This window comes from Paraburkholderia sp. SARCC-3016 (assembly GCF_031119615.1).
Taxonomy (GTDB): domain Bacteria; phylum Pseudomonadota; class Gammaproteobacteria; order Burkholderiales; family Burkholderiaceae; genus Paraburkholderia.
In genome coordinates this window covers 126,720-144,139 of the sequence record NZ_JAVHZD010000010.1, presented here as the reverse complement: position 1 = coordinate 144,139, position 17,420 = coordinate 126,720, and the positions used below count along the sequence as shown (strand labels likewise).

15 protein-coding genes are annotated in these 17,420 nt (G+C 57.0%); 10 read left to right on the top strand and 5 right to left on the bottom strand.

Features of this window, described 5'->3' with window-relative positions:
* Positions 1-89: 89 nt before the first annotated feature.
* From groL to QYH69_RS12385, 5 genes are all read right to left on the bottom strand, one after another.
* Positions 90-1,730, bottom strand: coding sequence for a chaperonin GroEL (groL, locus tag QYH69_RS12405; protein ID WP_075156407.1), 1,641 nt, complete (start codon positions 1,728-1,730; stop codon positions 90-92).
* 45 nt (positions 1,731-1,775) lie between these two features.
* Positions 1,776-2,066, bottom strand: coding sequence for a co-chaperone GroES (groES, locus tag QYH69_RS12400; protein WP_075156406.1), 291 nt, complete (start codon positions 2,064-2,066; stop codon positions 1,776-1,778).
* A gap of 648 nt (positions 2,067-2,714) precedes the next feature.
* The gene (locus tag QYH69_RS12395; protein WP_308832152.1) at positions 2,715-3,521 is read right to left on the bottom strand and encodes a hypothetical protein; all 807 of its coding nucleotides are present in this window, start codon (positions 3,519-3,521) and stop codon (positions 2,715-2,717) included.
* 330 nt (positions 3,522-3,851) lie between these two features.
* Positions 3,852-4,799, bottom strand: coding sequence for a hypothetical protein (locus tag QYH69_RS12390; protein ID WP_308832151.1), 948 nt, complete (start codon positions 4,797-4,799; stop codon positions 3,852-3,854).
* A 1-nt stretch (position 4,800) separates the two neighbouring features.
* Positions 4,801-5,871, bottom strand: coding sequence for a DUF262 domain-containing protein (locus QYH69_RS12385; protein ID WP_308832150.1), 1,071 nt, complete (start codon positions 5,869-5,871; stop codon positions 4,801-4,803).
* 724 nt (positions 5,872-6,595) lie between these two features.
* Here QYH69_RS12385 and QYH69_RS12380 point away from each other — a divergent pair.
* From QYH69_RS12380 to QYH69_RS12340, 10 genes are all read left to right on the top strand, one after another.
* Positions 6,596-7,015 (top strand): helix-turn-helix transcriptional regulator, encoded by a 420-nt coding sequence (locus QYH69_RS12380; RefSeq protein ID WP_308832149.1) that lies wholly within the window; start codon positions 6,596-6,598, stop codon positions 7,013-7,015.
* Between the two features lie 165 nt (positions 7,016-7,180).
* Positions 7,181-7,801: a TnsA endonuclease N-terminal domain-containing protein gene (locus tag QYH69_RS12375; protein WP_308832148.1), complete on the top strand. Its 621-nt coding sequence runs from the start codon at positions 7,181-7,183 to the stop codon at positions 7,799-7,801.
* Positions 7,802-7,884: 83 nt separating this feature from the next.
* Positions 7,885-9,765: a transposase gene (locus QYH69_RS12370; RefSeq protein WP_308832147.1), complete on the top strand. Its 1,881-nt coding sequence runs from the start codon at positions 7,885-7,887 to the stop codon at positions 9,763-9,765.
* A complete protein-coding gene (locus QYH69_RS12365; protein ID WP_308832146.1) occupies positions 9,762-10,622 on the top strand; it encodes a TniB family NTP-binding protein in 861 nt (286 codons plus the stop codon). Before QYH69_RS12370 ends, QYH69_RS12365 begins: the two co-directional genes overlap by 4 nt.
* The gene (locus tag QYH69_RS36070) at positions 10,622-11,596 is read left to right on the top strand and encodes a TniQ family protein (protein ID WP_374992395.1); all 975 of its coding nucleotides are present in this window, start codon (positions 10,622-10,624) and stop codon (positions 11,594-11,596) included. Before QYH69_RS12365 ends, QYH69_RS36070 begins: the two co-directional genes overlap by 1 nt.
* The gene (locus QYH69_RS12360) at positions 11,532-12,416 is read left to right on the top strand and encodes a TniQ family protein (RefSeq protein ID WP_308832145.1); all 885 of its coding nucleotides are present in this window, start codon (positions 11,532-11,534) and stop codon (positions 12,414-12,416) included. Before QYH69_RS36070 ends, QYH69_RS12360 begins: the two co-directional genes overlap by 65 nt.
* Before the next feature lie 1,004 nt (positions 12,417-13,420).
* Positions 13,421-13,906 (top strand): MaoC/PaaZ C-terminal domain-containing protein, encoded by a 486-nt coding sequence (locus tag QYH69_RS12355; RefSeq protein ID WP_308832144.1) that lies wholly within the window; start codon positions 13,421-13,423, stop codon positions 13,904-13,906.
* 170 nt (positions 13,907-14,076) lie between these two features.
* Positions 14,077-14,697 (top strand): TetR family transcriptional regulator, encoded by a 621-nt coding sequence (locus QYH69_RS12350; RefSeq protein ID WP_308832143.1) that lies wholly within the window; start codon positions 14,077-14,079, stop codon positions 14,695-14,697.
* 243 nt (positions 14,698-14,940) lie between these two features.
* Positions 14,941-16,545, top strand: a complete 1,605-nt coding sequence (locus QYH69_RS12345) for a CoA-transferase (RefSeq protein ID WP_308832142.1) — start codon at positions 14,941-14,943, stop codon at positions 16,543-16,545.
* Positions 16,542-17,366: a shikimate dehydrogenase gene (locus QYH69_RS12340; RefSeq protein ID WP_308832141.1), complete on the top strand. Its 825-nt coding sequence runs from the start codon at positions 16,542-16,544 to the stop codon at positions 17,364-17,366. Before QYH69_RS12345 ends, QYH69_RS12340 begins: the two co-directional genes overlap by 4 nt.
* Positions 17,367-17,420: the final 54 nt, after the last annotated feature.

Genomic DNA, 17,420 nt, shown 5'->3' with positions numbered 1-17,420 from the left:
TCACGCTGCGGGTTTTCTTTCCGGCCAGGAACGCGGCCAAAAGCGCGCCTCGCGGCGCGCTCCAACATGCGCTTCGACTTGACGTCGAATTACATGTCCATGCCCATGCCGCCCATACCGCCGGGCATGCCACCAGGCATCGGTGCGTCTTCCTTCGGCAGTTCGACCACGGCTGCGTCCGTCGTCAGCAGCAGGCCTGCGACCGACGCTGCGTTTTGCAGTGCCGTACGCGTAACCTTCGTCGGGTCCACAACGCCTGCTTCGACCATATCGACGTACTCGCCCGTCGCCGCGTTGTAGCCGTAGTTGCCCTTGCCGCCGGCAACCGCTGCTACCACGACGCTTGCTTCTTCGCCGCCGTTCGTGACGATCTGGCGCAGCGGCTCTTCCATCGCGCGCAGCACGATCTTGATACCTGCGTCCTGATCGGCGTTGTCGCCCTTCACGCCAGCGATCGAAGCGCGAGCGCGAATCAGCGCAACGCCGCCACCGGCCACGATGCCTTCTTCAACGGCTGCGCGCGTAGCGTGCAGAGCGTCTTCGACACGTGCCTTCTTTTCCTTCATTTCGACTTCGGTCGCAGCGCCGACCTTGATCACTGCCACGCCGCCGGCCAGCTTCGCCACGCGTTCCTGCAGCTTTTCGCGGTCGTAGTCCGACGTCGCTTCTTCGATTTGCGTGCGCACCTGCTTCACGCGCGCTTCGATGCTTGCTGCTTCGCCAGCGCCGTCGATGATCGTCGTGTTTTCCTTGCCCACTTCGATGCGCTTCGCCTGGCCCAGTTCAGCCAGCGTAGCCTTCTCGAGCGACAGACCCGTTTCTTCGGCGATCACCTGGCCGCCGGTCAGGATCGCGATGTCTTCGAGCATGGCCTTGCGACGGTCGCCGAAGCCCGGCGCCTTGACGGCAACGGTCTTCAGAATGCCGCGGATGTTGTTGACGACGAGCGTAGCGAGCGCTTCGCCTTCGACGTCTTCAGCGATGATCAGCAGCGGCCGGCCGGCCTTTGCAACTTGCTCGAGCACCGGCAGCAGATCGCGGATGTTCGAGACTTTCTTGTCGTGCAGCAGCACGAACGGGTTCTCGAGAACGGCGACCTGCTTGTCCGGGTTGTTGATGAAGTACGGCGACAGGTAGCCGCGGTCGAACTGCATGCCTTCGACGACGTCGAGTTCGTCTTGCAGCGACTTGCCGTCTTCGACGGTGATGACGCCTTCCTTGCCGACCTTGTCCATCGCTTCAGCGATGCGGTCGCCGATCGACGAATCGCTGTTCGCCGAGATCGCGCCGACCTGGGCGATTTCCTTGTTCGTCGTGCAGGGCTTGCTGATCTTGCGCAGCTCTTCGATTGCTGCTGCCACTGCCTTGTCGATGCCGCGCTTCAGGTCCATCGGGTTCATGCCCGATGCGACGTACTTCATGCCTTCGCGGACGATCGACTGTGCCAGCACGGTAGCCGTGGTGGTACCGTCGCCGGCGTTGTCGCTGGTCTTGGAAGCGACTTCCTTGACCATTTGCGCGCCCATGTTCTGGAGCTTGTCTTTGAGCTCGATTTCCTTCGCGACCGAGACACCGTCCTTGGTGACGGTCGGGCCGCCGAAGCTGCGCTCGAGCACGACGTTGCGGCCCTTCGGGCCCAGCGTAACCTTCACTGCGTTGGCGAGAATATTCACGCCCTCGACCATCTTCGCACGGGCGGAATCGCCGAATACGACGTCTTTAGCTGCCATCTTCTAACTCCTTGAATGCCTTTGAATGAACTGGGGACGTTGAACTTACTTGTTCACCACAGCCATGATGTCTTCTTCGCGCATCACGAGCAGTTCCTGGCCGTCGACCTTGACGGTCTGGCCAGCGTACTTGCCGAACAGGACGCGATCGCCCACCTTCACGTCGAGCTGGATCAGGCCGCCCTTGTCGTCACGCTTGCCCGGGCCGACTGCGAGAATTTCGCCTTGATCGGGCTTTTCCGCTGCGGCGTCGGGGATCACGATGCCCGAAGCGGTCTTGGTTTCCTGGTCAAGACGCTTGACGATCACGCGATCATGCAAAGGACGAAGGTTCATACATACTCCTCTCTTGGTTGAGACTGAAGAACGCTGAGGACAAACCCGGCCGGAGAGCCCGGCCGGAGAAATTGTTAGCACTCGAGTGCGACGAGTGCTAATTATATGGAGGGGCGGTGACAAATTCAAGAAGGGGGAAGAGTGTCGAGATTCAGTTAAGTTTGAACTTTGTTCACTTAACTTTGTACTTTCGCGCGATCCACGCATTCAATCAGCCAAAATATTCCATAAAAAACAAACACTTGACGGTCCACACCCAGCTATGGACTTCGCGCGTCGCAGGCACCGCCGGCCGACAATTAACGGCAACATCTGAGACTTACAAGGCAGGGTCGCCGACCGATAGGCGTTTACCCGCACCCCAACCATCGGGATCGGCTTCGCTACGCAGCTTTGTACTTCGGGACGTCCGATATCCGGATCGAGCCGTAACGAACGGTATCGATGGACCTAGTAAGCCTCGAGGACGTCAGCGACCTCAACTTCGTCGACCTAGGGTACGGGGAAAAGGACCCGCGCCAAGCGCGAAGACATAGTTTGAGGCAATCACTCCGATATCGGCTTCAACAGTTGCGACGCACATCGTCTTAGTACAGTTGGGATAGCGAGGTTCTGGCAGGCGGACGGATCTTCACACATCGCATTGCGTTACCTCCTTGGCTTCGCCGGAGCATCGCTCATATCGAACATCATGCCTGGAGCAAAAAGGGACGCCCAGAGAGCATCGCCATACTGGTCGAGCAATATGTCTATCGCTTTTTCATTATCACTAATGCGCGTCAGCCACTGCCGGCGCGCGTTCCTATACACCACTAGAGCCAGGTTGCCGGCACCAACCATACGGCTCGCAAGCAGTTCAAGGGTTCCGATGCGCCGCATGTCGTCATCGGCAAAGCGTCGGATGTGAACGTGCGCTCCCCGTGTCTTCTCGATCCCGTCAAAGCTTTGCTTAATCATCTTGAACAGTGGCGCGATCAACGGTCTGGTGAACTGCTTTTGCGGCGCGCTCGACAGACAGTTCTGAACCTCTTTTGCCAGCGTTGTCAGACGAACTCGGAGAATATAGATTTCGTTAAGGTAAATACTTACCTGATGAGCTAAATAGCGACCTCTTGTCACTCGGGTCTTCGAAAAAGGAAAGCGTGCCAGATATACCTTAACATCCTGCACAGCTTCCAGCGCTTCAGATACCTCCATGTATTCTTGGAAAATATCTACAATGGCTCGATGTTTTTCCGACAGCGCGCTACGTCCGTCCTGTATGGGCTTTCCTGCAAGCGCATCCCATGTGTCGGCAGCAGCGGACTCAAGGCTAGGCTGGTTTGAAGCAATGATGGGTGTCACCCAATCGAGAAGACAGCTCCTAAAGCGTACCATCCCAGTTTCGGTTTCTAGTTCTGTTTCGATCATGAGTGTTGTTGTGTCGGTAGAAGCGTTCGTCGCTTGATCGCTCACTCCCTAGGCTCGGCAGAGCACATCGATAAGGGTGCAGCGGGAGGACGCCGTTGATCCGCAAGCCGTCATGCTTAATTGCTGATACCAAACGCCTTCGAATGCGTGTCAGCAATCTAGCCTACTCTGTCGAACGTCGCAAACAGGCGGGCATGCGCCCGACGACCGAGCGCGTTTGCACCAGCGCGCCATCTCATCCAAAAGGCATAACCCGACCTGGATCGGTCTGTCGAGATTCTCGGAAGCAGGCGCTCAGATGCGGTGCATTCGCGGCTTCGAAAGTACGGATGGACTATGTTGAAACATATATTTCCTATAATTTAATATTGCTAATTACCAAGTCGCCCAATCCGTCGGCGTCGAGGTACTGTCTAAAACGACCAGTTGAAGCTTCCGAGAACCAGCGTAAGCACGACCAAATGTTACTGCGTTAGAAAGGCTTGGCAAGATACGGAGCGACCGTGTTAGGGTGGTAGCAGGCGGCGGCAGTTGCTCCTTTCGCACAATGAAGCGGTCTGTTGATCCGGGCTTCGGGGCCACAAACACCAATTGGACGTCCACATGCTTCATCGCGGGGCGATTGTCCCGGTTAGGTCCGAGCTTATCGTTAGTTAGCCGCTGCGCATGGGAAAGCAATAAGTCGAATCCTATGCAAATTGCTAACGCTGAACGCAACGAGCCTTCCAAATCTGGATGCAAAACGTTCGCGCTAAGAGCGTGCGCAGAATCGTGTCGGCGTTCTTTTATTGTAACGAACTCGCTTTGACAATCCAGAGTTCCGACGCCCAATCTCCGGCTAAGTTCGGTTATCTGCACCCACGGACTATGCACACCAAATGCTTTCAAAATGTCCGAGACATCGTCCTCCACGAGATTCGAAGCGGCTTGCCCAAAGGAATACGTTGATAGCTGAGCAAGATTGCTCGTCGCGGTTGCAACGGGAGCGAGTGCTCCAACGAGCCAATTTATTTTATCTTGTGCAGGTTGTAGCTTGAGGCGAAAACGAATGCCATCTAACGCTCCAATGGTAGTGGCCCTTTGCAAAGGTGGGAGTAGATCGGAAAACACCAGTTGAGGATTGGAGAAGGATCGAAGTAATTCTCCAGTTCGCTCTCTGATGAACGACTCCATTGTTGCGAATACCAGCACCGCCAAGCCTTGTCGAAGCATGCTCGCACGAAGATTGTGCTCTACTGTCAATGCGGTGTCGATCAGCGCGGCATCCTTTAGGCAATCCCTGAGAACGTTCAATGTTGCAAGCAACGAGTCTTTTGCGCTCATTTTAGGTAATGTTCTTCAACGCATCCTTCATCGTGGCGATACGGTACGACACCTTACTGGGTGTGTTCGTAGATACTCGGATCGCGTCGACGAAGCGAGCATTCTTGAAAAGCTTCAAGGTCTCTTTCCGCACAACTGCCGTCTTGATTGAAAGCGCGTGGTATCTCGCTTCGCTTAGTTCGGATGCAGCTATCATCTGTGCGTCGAACATTGCGGACATGAACTGGTCACGATAAGCAGCGCCTTGATGGCGTCTGAACGCATCGTCTCCCCACAGGTGTTGACAGCGTGTCAGAGCGGTTTCAAATTTCTTCCTAGCTGCCGCGATCTTTGGCTTACCAAGAGCGCGGTTTGTCGCCGCGAAAGCATCCAACGAATACCGCATGTCTCCGCTGAAATCCTCCCAGTTCGAACTCAAACTTAGAAATCGCAAAACCGCTTCCACGTCTTGCATCTCCTTGTATGGTGTCTCTTTCTTTGTCGCAATCTTCATCTGCCTATGAAGGAACGGCGCATCTGCCAATTCAAAAAGCAGGTCGTTGAACGATCCTCTATAAAGCGCATTACGAATCTCTTGGGGGAGAAGGGGTTCACCACCGGTGTTCAGCCGAGTGAACACTTCGTATTTGAGTTCAGGATCCGTTTGCTTTAATAGTGTTACAACTCGCACGTATGGTCGAATTCTCAAGGCGTTGGCAAGTTCCGGCGGCAAACCTGAGAATTTGAGCCCATTGACCTCCGGGAATTTATGAAGGCTCTCTAGGGCAAACTGATCGGAAAGGAACCGATGAATCGTCGTGATCCGTTGCTTGCCGTCAATGACCGAATAAGTACCGAAGTCATCTTCCGCTAGGTAGACGGGTGGTATAGGAACATTGATCAAGAACGACTCTATCAGTTCCGCCTGTGCAAGGGGCTTCCATCGCTCGCGCCGCTGATATTTTGGCGAAACATCAATCGCCTTGCTCTGGACCATTTGCGCGATCGTTTGCAGAGAGAGGTCGGAAGCCTGAAGGACCAGTGCATTTTGTGATGACTCGAACTTCTGGACTATTTTTGTTAGGTTGCTCATAGACCTCCAGTGGCGAAAGTGTCAGATCGGTGCAGATTTTAGCATTGCGGATTGGCGGCCATCAGTTGACGACGAACGACCATTTGCTTAGATCGTTGCAAGCACAACACATGTCCGTGCCCCGCTCGTCCACGCTGTCCATCGACCGCACCATCCGTCTGCAGCTGGTGGGTCAGACCGCCGTGGCTGATCAACAAGCGCCTCCCCCACTGGGCAGCCAGATGGCCGGATCTGTTCCCGATCGACTATCTCGTCTAAGGGACGGGTGGAACGCGGATCGTCGGACCTACTCGACCTGCATATATTCCCGCGTGGCTACCTCAGACCCGGAGAATTCACCGTCCTGTACCCGAACGAGGCTTCCGTCTCCCCATGTTCCGTTATCCCGACATGAAGTTGCTGCTGAAGCTGGTAGCTTCAGCTCCGCTGGAGGTCATTCATGAATCGGCAGACAGCCCTTCCGACTGTGGATCTGCCGGTCCGACGCATCCGCATCCTTAATCCCCGCGCGCGCAACAATGCTCAGCATCGGGTTACGCTCCGGCGCTCAAGAATGAGCTCCCCGTCGAACTAGGCGGACATTTTTCACGAACAGTCAGACATCTTTTTGATAACGCAAAACAGTTTCGTTGAAATGCAATGCATTTCACAAGAACTGAAAAATCAATCTTGAAAAGCGGGGAAAAATTACTTAGCCTAACTGCAGAATATTCACGAGGCAGCGATGAGTCCTTTCTCCGTTGCACTGCGTACACTACGCGCCCGGCTGGCGTTGGGACAAGGCGAATTCGCCGAACGCGTTGGATATCGCCAGACATACATCTCGGCGCTTGAGTGCGGCACAAAGCTTCCGAAAGACAAGAACCTCGTTCGAAAAATTGTCGCAACGCTGGACCTCACTTCCGAGGACGAAGCGGCGTTGTGGCGCGCCTTCAATACATCGCGGCGCGAAAGCCTTCCCCCGCCCGGAGCACTGCCGGACGCCTATGACATATGTGCGCAGCTATCTGAGCTACTTCCGACTCTGTCCCGTGCACAAATGCGCGAACTATCGACGATTATCACGTCCATGAAGCGTGATGTCAGATGCACGACTGAGGACGGCGCGCAGCACGATCGCGCTGTGAAGGAGATACCCATGTAGAAAATAAAAACGCCACCTAACCCCGGAGGACTAGGCGGCGTCCGCGTGCATCTTTCGATACACGACTGTGGCAGGTTCAGTATCGGTAATGCATTCGGACCTGTCAAGTCCTCTTCAAGCACTTCCCTTCGGGAAGACGGATTCCTTTTTGCTTGGAGAAGCTTCATGGCAAGCGTCCGCAAGGTCGTAACCCGTTCCCCTCATCGACGGGTCGGTCTCATCGCATGTTCGTGGTTCCAGTCAACGCCTATCGAGTACGAAAGCCTGCTCGAACGAGACTTCGTACGACTGGCGCTCCTCGACCCCGAAGTCACGTCAATTGTCCACCAGCCATTTTTCATTGATCTGGGCGCCCTCGGCCGCTACGTGCCGGACTTTATGCTGACAGGACCCGAGCAAAGGCTCGTCGTCGAGGTAAAGCCCGAAGAGCATTCAGTGAGCGTCCGGAACAAGCCGCGACTGCAACGCGCATCTGAGATGCTGCGTGAAAAGGGCTTCGATTTCATGCTCGCCACCGAGAAATGGATCAAGGCTGACGGACGTCACGAGCGCGCTGCGATTCTCCTGCGCCATGCGCGCAGTCACCTCGCCCCCGAACTGACCACTCGCGTGCTAGCTCTCGCTGCCCGATCTCCGGATGGTATCGCTCTCGGTACGCTCGCCTCGACAGCCGGTGTGCCGGCATCGGCTGTCCTGCATCTGCTTGGACGCCGCTTCTTGCGAACTAATGCTGCACTTAGCTTCAGCGATTCGCAACGCGTCTATCCCTTCGGGAGGCAGTCGTGAGCATATACACGCTCGAGCGGGGTCTCATCCTCCGTTGCGGTGATTCACAGTGGCAAGTACAGAGGATATTAGATGGCGGAAGTGTGCAACTCGAAAACTGTGAGACTGGTCGGATCCGGAAGATATCGATTGGGAAGCTGACCGCGGAAATACTATCCGCGAAAATCGTTGTCGTGCGCGACGCCGATGCAACAAATCAAACGGGAGAGATGTCTCGAACGAGTCGGATCGTATGTACCGATTCTTTGCCGGAACATCACAAACAACGATACATCCGGGCACACGAATACGTGAAGTACATGAGCCGGCACCGCATCTCAAAGGGGCAGCGCTCGCGAATCATGGAAGCGATAGCGACACTGGCACAGGCGCGTGGCGATTCGACGCCTCCAAGCGTGTCGACAGTGATGCAATGGATGCGCTTATACGAACAAAGCGGTAGCAACCCAACCAGCCTGGTTCCGGGCTACGTCGGGCGTCGCAGGATTCGACAGACAGCCCCGGAAATCCGTCGAGTAGTGGACTGCATGCTTCGGCGTTACTACTTTGTTCGCGATGGATCAACCTTGCGCACCGTGCACGACCAAGTATTGCGTGAACTGGAAAGGTCCGCGAACCGCTCGCCTGACGAAACCGCACCATCGATCAGTCTGTCCACGATCCGCCGCATCGCACACGAAACCACTCCCTTCGATCGCGATCGCATCCGGCTTGGCGCTGTGCAGGCACGGGCAAAGTGGCGTTTCTCCAAGCCGCTGGGGTACGTCGGCCGTCCTTTGGAGCGTGTGGAGATGGACCATACGCTGCTGGACCTGTGGGTAATCGACGACCGGCTTGGAATCCCGCTTGGCCGCCCTACTATCACGCTGCTCGTCTGCAGTTACAGCGGTTACATCATCGGTTTTTTCGTATCGTTCGAAGGAGAGACCCTCGCCCGGGTCATACGGAGCATCAAGGTCGCGATTCAGCCCAAGGACTCGATAGTGGGACAAACACAACTGACGAACCCATGGCATGCGATGGGTCTGTGGGAGACACTTGTCGTCGACAATTCGCTATCGTTTCATTCGCATCACATCAAGCAGGTGGCATCAGACCTGAACTTTGACCTCGAATATTGTCCGGTTCGTATGCCGTGGTTCAAGCCGTCGGTCGAACGGCACATTGGAAGCCTGACCAGACAGCTACCAACCGCAGGCAGAACGCGTAAGCCGGGCCAGCACGCCGAACCCTACGATCCTCGCGTGAGTGCCTGCATCACGTTCAACAACCTGTGCACCGGCATTTTGAAGTGGATTGTCGATGTCCACCCCTTCGAAATTCATTCGCAGAAGATGAGCCGGCCGATTGATCTGTTTCTCGAAGGGCTCGAGCAGTGCCCTGCTCCGCAGTTTCCCGAAAACTTCGCCAACCTCGATGTGCTAGCAGGCATTACAAAGAGCATAACGATCAATCACGAGGGAGCGGTTTTCAACTGGTTGCGATACGCCGATGACGGGCTGGCACGCATGCGTCGTGAAATCGGAGCAGTCTTCAAAACTGCCATGAAATTCGACCCATACGATCTCCGTTCCATTTTTGTCCAGCATCCACGGACGAGGGAGTGGATTGTTGTACTCGCGCGCGATCAGGAATACGCCGCAGGCCTGTCACTTACGCAACACAAGATAATCCGCGCAGCAGCGAAACAACGCCTGACCCTGGCAAACGCCGAAGGCACCCTTCGCGAAAGCAGGCTGGAACTGCAGGATCACTGGCAATCCGCAGTGAGGGCCGGCCGGCAAATCAAAAGCGGAGGTCGGCAGCTTGCTCTTTTTCAGGGGCTCAGTTCAACTTCCGTCCATCGACCGATCGACGCCCTTCAACCGACTCGCTCTGCGACGCTCCTCGTGCCAGATGACGCGGCGGAAACACCACCGAGGCCGATACCGAAATTTGACACGTTCTGCGGGCAAGAGTCATGACCTACAGCGCGAAGGCGTTGCACACCGGCTTGCAAATTGCGCAGATCCGCATCCATCATACGAAGTTCAAGGAGGCGTTGGATGGAATTGGCCGGATCGTGCAGATCGGACACCATCTCCGGCAGCCAGTCGGAGCCAGCATCGTCGCGCCTGCAGGAGCCGGCAAAACACTTCTCATTGATGCCGTACAAAGGAACGTTTGCGAGTGGCCGTTCCTTCGTCCGCACAGCGTGCTCGTAGCGTCCCTCAAAGAGTCTCCCACCGTGGCACAGATCCAGAACGATCTGCTCGAGAGCTTCAGTTACGCGATACCACCACGCGCCAGGCAACAGACCAACGCGATTCTGTTCAATGTGCTCGCAGATGCCATCGACCAGCACGATATTCGGCTGATCGCGCTCGACGAATACCAGCACGTCTTTCTCGCTCAAAAGGAGGACGTTCGCTCAGTGATCATAGACTGGACCAAACGCCTTATGTCACGTACGGGCCTGCCCATCGTGCTTTCGGGAACCGAGATGCTCCGATCCATTGAGCAAGCGGATGCGCAGTTGTCTACTCGCATATCTTCCGTCTTTAGCCTCCCCGAGTTCAGAAACGACGCGGAATGGCGAGGGGTGTTAACGGCGTTCGCTACTGCAGTACGAGAGATTAGTCTTTCTCCCCTGGTAGAAGACTATGCAAATCTCGTCTTCAAGGCGACCAAAGGAACCATGCGCCTGCTCAAGATGCTCGTCATCGAAGCTGCAATGATCACCATCGACGCCGGCGACTCGCAAGTGGGAAAGCATCATCTCAAGCTCGCCTTTGACCGTATGGTGGGTCCGGACTCGTTTCGCGATAACCCATTCGAATAGTGTTCCCTCCCGAGACCGCTTCTTATCCGCGGCAGGACGAAGTCGACGCTGACGAAGATGGCGTCGGCTACGCGCTTCGCATGGCGACCATAAACGGGATTACATTCAACGAACTGGCGCGGCAACTGGCGACGTCTGGTCATTTGTATCTTCCTGCACGGACGTCGAACGCGATCGCCTTCATGTTTGGCTCCTCCCCACTTCGACTTCAGCGAGCGTTCGTGAGGCGTTATTTTCGTGACACTGCATTCGGCGCCGAATTTATTGGCCATCAGTTCCTGCGTCCCTATCACTTGCGCCAGACGCGTCCACAGGTCTGCTCCCTGTGCCTGCGAGAAAAATTGCGTGCATTGGCAGCATGGTCGATCTGCCTTGTCACCGCTTGCCCTGTTCATCGCATTCGGCTACTGGATAAGTGCGTCTGCGGCAGGCCGATATCGTGGCGCCGGCCATCGATCGATTTTTGCGAGTGTGGGCAGCGCCTCGTAGCACCTGATCAACCCACTGAGGCAGCGGACGCCCGCGAGCTGGCTATAAGCAGCCAGATCACGTACCTGCTGGGGACCGCACATTTTCGCCTGCGCGTAGCAAACGGTCTTCCTAGCGCCCTCGACGACATCTCCATAGACACGTTTCTTCGACTGGTTTGGGCATTCGGAATCGTTCCGCCTAACCAGGATGCGAACTATCCCTCCAGTACGAACCGGACGCTACCAACGGTCGAAGCTGCAGGACTTGTATGCCGTGCCTTCGATCGGTTGACATCGGTTTTGGGAGATAGGAAGTCCAGACGCGACACGCCGATCGCACATTCGGCTCTTGCAGCGTTGTACGCAGACTGTTCATCAACCTCCGACATTCGTGTGGTTGAAGCCGTTCTCCGCCGCCTGTACCCCGCTAGCGTCCCGCATGACCGCCGTCGACCACGTGATGTTGACCGGCAACTATCGCTATTTGAGAGTGTCGATGACTGAGCGCCCGCGGAGCATACTGGTTGCCCCCTGCCCGTATGACGACGAGTCTCCGGCATCGTGGATCCAACGGGTCTGTCAGATGCACGGCATCACATATCAAAGATTGGCCGAAAGCCTCGGTATCGTGGCGCGGCATGATCCGGACATCACCTTGCCGCCCGAACATATTTGTCATATTGGCGCAGGAACTTCCGTCAGCGGAGTCCGCCTTCGCGCGCTTTCGAACACGTTCCACGCGGTCCGCGCATTGCCCCGTGCCAGGAACTTGCTCAATTTTGACCCGCTCGGAGCGCCGACCTACCGCATTTGTAGATACTGTCTCGCCAACGACCCGGTACCCTACCTTCGCATAGCCTGGCGATTCAAGGACTGGAAATTCTGCCCGTTCCACCACGAACGGCTTATGGACCGCTGCGACAAGTGCAACGCCTATATCAAAAGCACGCGTCCAAGCCTCGGAAAGAGTCCTTCGGGCAAGCACCTCAATGTCTCGGACTGCGCCGCTTGCGGGCAACCGCACATCAAGCCAGCCGGTGTCCATGGGCCACCGCATGTCATGTTTGATGGTCAGGAATTGGCCGCACAAGATGCATTGGTTGCAACCGTACTCAACGGCTACTTCCGCATCGAAGGGTTCAACCGTCGGCTCGATCTGGGCTTTTTTCTATGGCTTCGGGAAAACTACGAATGGCATGGTGGACGGATTGCAAGCTGTGGTACTTGCGAGAATCCGCGCCTCGTGTCGAGCATCGTTCGCCGGTTGCAGAGCTTATATGAGCACGCGAGTGGTGCGATGCCGATAATCGGAATCGTCCAATGAACACCGTCGACGATTTCAATCGCCTCGCTTGTCCAGCATATTCGTTCGCTAGTCGCCTACCCCCCGGCCCAGCGAGAAAGGCGCCTTTTCGCATAACGCCAGACGGCAAGAAGCGGAGCGAAAAACAGTCGCGGACCGTCCTTTACTCCATCGACGAATCCAACCCAGAACGCATTCTTCATTTGATCCATTGCTCAGCCTCGTTCAACGGACACTCATGAGTTGAGTATAAGCCTAACTACCAGCAGAGTACCGTCGAGGATTCGCGACTATGTCACCCGGCGATGGTCGGACTTCCGGAGCCGACCCAAAGCGGCCGCTCGGTGCCGCGTCCGAGGGCGACGGCTTTCGGTTGGATACCGGTCATTCAAATGAAGCGACGACGGAACCAACGCATCTCGTGTCTGCAAGAAATTGCCGTATCTCGGCTGCTAATTAGTCGCGCAGCAAGCGCACCTTGGGGTGCTCGCGATTGCCGTTGCAATAGCCACGCCCAACTCTCAGCCGAATCTCAGGAAACGGCGCCACAAGACGTCCGGCTACGATGTCTTCACCTGAGCAGCGCAGACCCTCTAGCAGATTCTTACAGACCTGCGCGAACCGGGTCTCACCGGTTCTTATGACCGCGTCGCGGCGTTTGCCCGACGATGCGGTGAAAAACAGCAGGAGCAGGCGAAGGCGGCGGGACGCGGGACCTTCATTCGGCTGCGCTTTGCTCCCGGCGAAGCGTTCAGTTCGACCGGAGCAGGACCGGGCGGTGATTGACGGCGAGCGCACCAGGCTGCATGTAGCCCAGCTGAGCTTGGCTACATCCGCGCCCCCTCCTTGCGGGCCATACCTGCTGCAGAGCCAAGAGATGCTGTTCGATGCGCGTCATCGCGCGTTCGTCGCGTGAGGAAGCATCCGCGCCGCCGCATCTCCGGATCTCATTTGTGCCGGCATATCTACCTTACTAGTAAATAAGATAAAATAGCGCCTCGCATTGAGGGAATACGGTGACAGTGATGAACGAGACAATTCGGTCGGAAGACCAGAAATCAGCACGTGTGCTGGTGCCGGGCGAGTATGGATTTGACGACTTGCAGATCGGTGACTCCTACCAAACGGCCGGCGTTACTATTACTGAAGCGCACGTAGTGGGTTTTGCGGGGCTGTCCGGTGACCTGTTCGACGTTCACATGGATGACGAATTTGCGCAGGCAGCAGGCTTTCCGGGCCGGATAGCGCATGGGCTGCTGGGCCTGTCCCTCGCCGATGGCCTCAAAACGCGCTGTGCTGTCCGGCTCAAAGGGATCGCAACGTTAAGCTGGAACTGGTCGTTCCGCGCCCCCCTACTCATCGGAGACCGGATCCACGTCGAGGTGCGGATTCAGGCGAAACGCGCCACGAAGCGCAGCGATCGCGGCATCGTGACACTCGCGATGAAAGTCATGAACAGACGCAAAGAAGTCGTGCAGGAAGGCGAGACGCTATTGCTCGTGCAGGTATGATCAGCGCCGCGTCGCGTGCCCGGATGCGGTAGCATGCTGCGCGTGAACTCTGATCGGAAGGGACGGCAGCCAAGATGGGAAACAGCACGGAAAGCGAAGCCGGTGGCGGAATTCAAGTCGCAGCGCGAAGAAAGCGGGTTGCGAAGACGCCTGTTGCGGCACGCTCCGATATGCGCGAAAAGATCAAGCAAGTCGCGACTGAACTGCTGATCAGCCGCGGTTTCAACGGCACCAGCTTTGGCGATATCGCGACCCGTCTCGATGTCACGACCACCAATATTCACTACCACTTCGGCAACAAGCAGGGCCTCGTGGACGAAGTCGTGGCCGACTATGTCAACGAGGCGCGGGGGCGTCACCTGCGCATCTGGCTTGATCCGACCACTACCTTGCAGGAGAAACTGCAAAAAGTGGTCGACTACAACCTGGAGCGCTACCGGCAGTTCAACCAGACCGATGAAGGCGCTCAATCGTGGAGCCTCATCGGCAGGTTGCGACTCGAGAGCGACGTGCTGAGCGACAACGCGCGCAATATCCTCGCATCGTTCACCTCTTCGATTCATGAAGCGATCCGGCTCGCAGTCGACACAGCCTGGCATAACGGCGAACTACGCGACGACACGCCGCGAGAGGATCTCGCGTTCCTCCTGATCAATATCGTGAACAGTTCGTCTGTCTTCACGCAAGGCACCGGCGGTTTCGACAAATTGAAGCTGTTTTTCGATGCTTTTTCCCGCGTGATGTTGTCGGCCTATGCGCCGGAGCCGAAAGCGCGCCGTCGGGCGAAGTAGTCTCCGGCGAATGTTAGGCGCGGCGCTCGCTTCTAACCGCGCCGCCTTCCCATCCTTTCCCCTCCTCCCTGGCATTTCCACGCGTTGCCTGACGGTCGCTATGCGGCCCGGCAGGTGACGCGCGTCCATCCGCGTCCGCCTGCGGATTCTGGTAGTGCAGAGTAAACCCCAACACCCACGTTTATTGACTTACTAGTCAATAAGTTTTAAGCTCATTTCCATACTTTTCTGGGTGGAGTGGCAATGCAGGTATTGACGGCTGATCAGGCAACGGCCTTGATCCATGATGGCGATACGATCGTCATTGGGGGCTCAGGGTCGGGACATTCGATCCCGGAAGCGCTGATTGAAGCGGTGGAGCGGCGATTTCTCGCCACTGCGGCACCGCGCTCGATTACGTCGCTGCACCCGGTGGGACTGGGAGACCGCTCGCATCGAGGCGTATCGCATTTTGCGCACCCCGGACTGCTCAAGCGCGTCGTGTGCGGCACGGTGGTTGATGCGCCGGCAATCGCCGAAATGGCCAGCCGCAACGAAATTGAGGCGTATACGCTGCCGCAAGGTGCGCTCTCGCAACTGATGCGCGAAATCGCTGCGGGGCGCCCGGGTCTGCTTACCCACGTCGGATTGCACACATTCGTCGACCCGCGCATTAGCGGCGGCAAGCAGAGCACGCGCTGTACGGACGATCTGGTTGAACTCGTTGAACTCAAAGGGCGTGAATGGCTGTTCTACAAGCCGTTCGATATCAACGTGGCATTTTTGCGCGGCACCACCGCCGATCAGGACGGCAATATTTCGATGGAAGACGAGGCCGTCTTCGGTGAAATGCTGTCGATGGCGCAAGCCACACGACGTTGCGGCGGGATCGTGATCGTGCAGGTCAAGCGTCTCGCACAGCGCGGCGCCTTGCCAGGCAAGACTGTCAAAATTCCCGGCATGCTGGTCGACGTGGTGGTGGTCGACCCAGACCAGATGCAGACCTATCAGACTCGCCACGATCCGGCTTTTGCGGGTCAATTGCGCATTCCATTCGGCTCTTTCCCGACATTGCCGCTGGATGAACGGAAAATCGTCGCGCGACGCTGTGCAATGGAACTGGAAGCGGGCGCGATCTGTAACGTTGGCTCAGGCATCTGCACCGGCATCGGTATTGTGGCCGCCGAGGAGAATATCCTCGATCACATCGTGCTGACCAATGAGCAGGGTTTGATCGGCGGTGCACCGGCTAACGGGTTGGATGCCGGTGCTGCTCGCAACTACTGGGCGATGATCGATCAACCCTATCAGTTCGATTTCTACGACGGCGGCGGACTCGATCTCGCGTTTCTTTCGGCAGTCGAAGTGGATGCACAAGGCAGCGTGAACATCAGCCGGTTCGCTAACCGGGTGATCGGCATCGGCGGCTTTGTCAACATCAGCCAGAATGCCCGGAAGATGGTGTTCGGCGGCACGCTTACCGCAGGAGGTCTAAAGATCTCGACGGGTGACGGAAAACTTGCGATCGTGACCGAAGGCAAGCATCGCAAGTTCGTTAAGACGCTCGAGCAGGTTTCCTATAGTGGTCCATACGGGCGTGAACGCGGCCAGACAACGCTCTTTGTGACCGAGCGGGCGGTGTTTCAGGCGTCGGCAGCCGGGCTGGAGCTGATCGAGATAGCGCCGGGCATCGATCTGGATCGCGATGTCTTAAGCCAGATGGGTTTCCGTCCTGCGATTTCCCCTGCCCTGCGTACCATGGATGAGCGCATCTTCAGCGCGGCACCCATGGGAATCGAGCAGCAGCTGGTGGGCAAAGTGCGAGCGCCGCATCCGAGACTCGCGGCAAATGCCGGGTCTGCAACGTGACCGCGGCCCTAGGCGTCCCCGGTCCCCTCTCGGGTAGCACGCGGCTCTATGCAATCGTCGGCGATCCGATTGCGCAGGTCGCATCACCGGGGCTTTTTAATACCGCCTTTCGCGAGCGCAGCGCCGATGCGGTGCTGGTGCCGTTGCATGTCGCGCCTGCCGAACTACAGCGGGTGATCGACAGTTTTCGAGCAATCCGTAATTTCGACGGGCTCATTGTCACCGTGCCGCACAAGATCGCTGCCATCGAATGGGTCGACGAACTGGGTCCCAACGCCAGTCTAACCGGCGCGCTCAACACAATCCGTAAGGGCGACGATGGCAGGTTGATCGGCGAAAACTTCGATGGTGAAGGATTCGTGCGGGGTTTGGCGTCGCGAGGACAGACGGTAACCGGGCGTCGCGTACTGGTCATTGGTGCAGGCGGAGCAGGTTGTGCGGTGGCACACGCCATCGCGGCAGCGGGCGCGCACGCGATCGGATTGTTCGATATCGACGCTCGGCGGCGTCGTGCTCTGGTGGACGACATCAAAGGCCATCGGCCGGGTCTCGATGTGTTCGAGGCAAAACCGGATGCACTGGGCTTCGACGTTATCGTCAATTGCACATCGGTCGGCATGCGCACCGGCGACCCCTTGCCACTCGACATCACGCATCTGGCTAGTCACGCGCTGGTTGCCGACATCATTCTGAAGCCTGTGATGACACCGCTACTCGTGGCCGCTCGCGCTCGAGGCTGCGCCATCCATCAAGGACCCGCCATGCTGGAAGGCCAGATTGACGCTGTCCTTGATTTCTTTGCCGTTCGTGCACCCACCTGACCAAGGCCAACGAAAGGACAGGCACAGTCAACTTCACTGCACTCCAGACAATCA

What these genes read in the sequence shown, in the direction of transcription:
- QYH69_RS12355 (WP_308832144.1), top strand. Translation starts at nt 13,421, where the DNA reads ATGAACGAGACAATTCGGTCGGAAGACCAGAAATCAGCACGTGTGCTG.
- QYH69_RS12385 (WP_308832150.1), bottom strand. Translation starts at nt 5,871, where the DNA reads ATGAGCAACCTAACAAAAATAGTCCAGAAGTTCGAGTCATCACAAAAT.
- QYH69_RS12360 (WP_308832145.1), top strand. Translation starts at nt 11,532, where the DNA reads ATGACCGCCGTCGACCACGTGATGTTGACCGGCAACTATCGCTATTTG.
- QYH69_RS12375 (WP_308832148.1), top strand. Translation starts at nt 7,181, where the DNA reads ATGGCAAGCGTCCGCAAGGTCGTAACCCGTTCCCCTCATCGACGGGTC.
- groES (WP_075156406.1), bottom strand. Translation starts at nt 2,066, where the DNA reads ATGAACCTTCGTCCTTTGCATGATCGCGTGATCGTCAAGCGTCTTGAC.
- QYH69_RS12350 (WP_308832143.1), top strand. Translation starts at nt 14,077, where the DNA reads ATGCGCGAAAAGATCAAGCAAGTCGCGACTGAACTGCTGATCAGCCGC.
- groL (WP_075156407.1), bottom strand. Translation starts at nt 1,730, where the DNA reads ATGGCAGCTAAAGACGTCGTATTCGGCGATTCCGCCCGTGCGAAGATG.
- QYH69_RS12345 (WP_308832142.1), top strand. Translation starts at nt 14,941, where the DNA reads ATGCAGGTATTGACGGCTGATCAGGCAACGGCCTTGATCCATGATGGC.
- QYH69_RS12380 (WP_308832149.1), top strand. Translation starts at nt 6,596, where the DNA reads ATGAGTCCTTTCTCCGTTGCACTGCGTACACTACGCGCCCGGCTGGCG.
- QYH69_RS12390 (WP_308832151.1), bottom strand. Translation starts at nt 4,799, where the DNA reads ATGAGCGCAAAAGACTCGTTGCTTGCAACATTGAACGTTCTCAGGGAT.
- QYH69_RS12365 (WP_308832146.1), top strand. Translation starts at nt 9,762, where the DNA reads ATGACCTACAGCGCGAAGGCGTTGCACACCGGCTTGCAAATTGCGCAG.